We start from the raw sequence: 2,704 nt of genomic DNA on the forward strand, positions 1-2,704 counted from the left end.
GTGCTGGAGTCCCATGCCAAGCGGGCCGACGAACGTCTGGACCTCGAAGACCTGCGCCGCGCCACCAAGGTGATTGCGCGGACCCTGCGGGACCTGCTGGCCTGACCACGCCGCCCCCATCCCCTGAAAACTCCCGCCACGGCGGGAGTTTTGCTTTTGCGGCCCTTCGCAGCGCACCTCGCACTTCGGGTGCATCAGCTTTAACCGAATAAGCATGAATCGCCCCGGGATAACCCTGTGACAGCAGGCAAAAATCTTGCCTACATTGCTTGTATGCAAGATTTGCGTGCAAAACACAGCGACGTCCTGCTGCCTATAACTACTCTTTCGGAGACTGACATGCCCAAGTTTTTCCGCTCCCTGTTCGGCCAGGTGCTCCTGGCCCTCCTTGTCGGCGTGATCATCGGCTTTTTGTGGCCCGAAACGGCCGTCAAGCTCAAGCCCCTGGGCGACGGCTTCATCAAGCTGATCAAGATGCTGATTCCCCTGATCGTCTTTTGCGTGGTCGTTCACGGCATTGCAGGCGCGGGCGACTTGAAGCGGGTCGGGCGCGTCGGCGTCAAGGCGCTGATCTACTTCGAAGTGGTCACCACCATCGCCCTGGTGATCGGCCTGGTGCTGGCTTTTGTGTTTCAGCCCGGCGCGGGCATGAACATCGACCCGAAACTGCTGGACGCCAAGGCTATGGCCGCCTATGCCGAAAACGCCGGCAAGCTCACCGGCGGCGGTACGGTGGAGTTCCTGATGAAGCTGATTCCCAATACGGCCATCAGCGCCTTCGTCAACGGCGACGTGCTGCAGGTGTTGCTGTTCTCGGTGCTGTTCGGCTGCGCGCTGGCCATGCTGGGCAGCAAGGGCGAGAAAGTGGTCGGCCTCATCGACGACCTGGCCCACGTACTCTTCAAGACCATGGGCATCATCATCAAACTGGCGCCCCTGGGCGTGCTGGGCGCCATCGCCTTCACCGTCGGCAAATACGGCATCGGCTCGCTCAAGCAGCTGGGCATGCTGGTCGTGCTGTTCTACGCTGCAGTGATCATTTTCGTGACGGTCGTGCTGGGCGGCATCATGCGTTTTTCGGGCTTCAGCCTCTTCAAGCTGCTCAAATACCTGCGCGAAGAACTCATGGTGGTGTTTGCCACCACTTCGTCCGACAGCGTGCTGCCGCAAATCATGGCCAAGCTCAAGCGCATGGGCATCCGCGATTCGACTGTTGGCCTGGTCATCCCGACCGGCTACTCCTTCAACCTCGACGCGTTCTCGATCTACATCACGCTGGCCGCCGTCTTCATCGCCCAGGCCACCAACACGCCGATCTCGATGACCGACCTGCTGACCATCCTGGCGATCTCGCTGGTCACCTCCAAAGGCGCGCACGGCGTGCCCGGCTCGGCCATCGTGGTGCTGGCCGCCACGCTGCAGGCGATCCCTGCGATCCCGGCCATCGGCCTGGTGCTGGTGCTGTCAGTCGACTGGTTCATGGGCATCGCCCGCGCCCTGGGCAACCTGATCGGCAACTGCGTGGCCACCGTGGCGGTGGCGGCCTGGGAGGGCGACATCGACCGCGAGCGGGCTCATGCGGTACTCGACGGCCGCTATGTGCCGCCGGCCGAAGACGACATGGACATCGAAGTGAGCGCCGTTCCGGCCAAAGCCTGAGGTCTCGCTCCAGAAAACGCATCATCTTGCCGTCGATTTTCTTCAAACGCTCCGCCTGCTGAATCACCCCGGGGTCGCTACACTTCCCAGCACATATGAGCATCAGCCAGGTCCAGATCGCCCAGCAAGTCGTCGAATCCATCCTCGCGCAAAAACTTGCGCCCGGTGAACGCCTCGGCGAGCAGGAGCTGGCAGAGCTCTTCGGTGTCAGCCGCACCCTGGTGCGCGAAGCGCTGATGCAGTTGCAGGCACGCGGCTTTGTCGAGGTGCGCACCCGCAAGGGCTGGTATGTGGTGGAGCCTTCCGTCGAAGAAGCGCGGGACGCTTTTTCAGCCCGGCGCATCATCGAAACCGGCATCCTGCGCGAGGCCGGGCGTCCGCTGCAGTCGGTCCTGCGCAAACTGCGCCAGCACATCGCCCAGGAGGAGCAGGCCATCGAAGAAGCCGACGCCGCCACCCGGGCCTTTTTACTGGCCGACTTCCATGTCTGCCTGGCTGAATGCCTCGGCCAGCGGCTGCTGTGCGACGTGCTGCGCGACCTGACCGCGCGCACTACGCTGGCGGCGTCTCTCTACCAGTCCAAGCACGACGCCGGCCAATCCTGCGCGGAGCATGCCGGCATTGTCGCCGCGCTCGAAAAAGGCCAGCTGGACCTGGCCCGCGAACGCATGCTCGCGCACATCGGCAGCGTCGAAGCCGCCTTGGGCTCATCGGCGCCGGGCACCTCACCCGGTAACGAACGGCTGCGTATCGCGCTGTCGCAGCTGGTACAGCCGCCCCTGCGCAAAGCTGTCCGGCACAAAACGCTCCCGATTTGATAGCTGGCTGCGCGCGTCCTTCAATGGCTACAGCCGGATAACCAAAACAAATCAGGCTCCGGACACCAAGCCTGGGCAGCCTCCGCAAGGAGTACCCAGGCCTGCCGTTTCCCTTACTCGTGGGTGTAGTCCAGCAACGCAAGGTATTCCTTGCGCTCGGCCTTGACCCACTGCTTGACGCCGATCTCGGACATGATGCTGGCCGACTGGCTGTTCATGGCCAGCAG

Annotated in this window: 2 protein-coding genes; both read left to right on the plus strand. The window is 62.9% G+C overall.

The window, feature by feature from the left end; translation table 11 throughout:
* Positions 1-339 precede the first annotated feature (339 nt).
* Positions 340-1,659 (plus strand): C4-dicarboxylate transporter DctA, encoded by a 1,320-nt coding sequence (locus AC1D1P_RS20165; protein WP_477674189.1) that lies wholly within the window; start codon positions 340-342, stop codon positions 1,657-1,659.
* Between the two features lie 95 nt (positions 1,660-1,754).
* Positions 1,755-2,477: a GntR family transcriptional regulator gene (locus tag AC1D1P_RS20170; protein WP_477668156.1), complete on the plus strand. Its 723-nt coding sequence runs from the start codon at positions 1,755-1,757 to the stop codon at positions 2,475-2,477.
* Positions 2,478-2,704: the final 227 nt, after the last annotated feature.

The organism is Polaromonas sp. P1_E1_2 (genome assembly GCF_056406035.1).

Bases quoted from the DNA above. Each gene is read 5' to 3' on its own strand.
- AC1D1P_RS20165 (WP_477674189.1), top strand. From the start codon at position 340: ATGCCCAAGTTTTTCCGCTCCCTGTTCGGCCAGGTGCTCCTGGCCCTC.
- AC1D1P_RS20170 (WP_477668156.1), top strand. From the start codon at position 1,755: ATGAGCATCAGCCAGGTCCAGATCGCCCAGCAAGTCGTCGAATCCATC.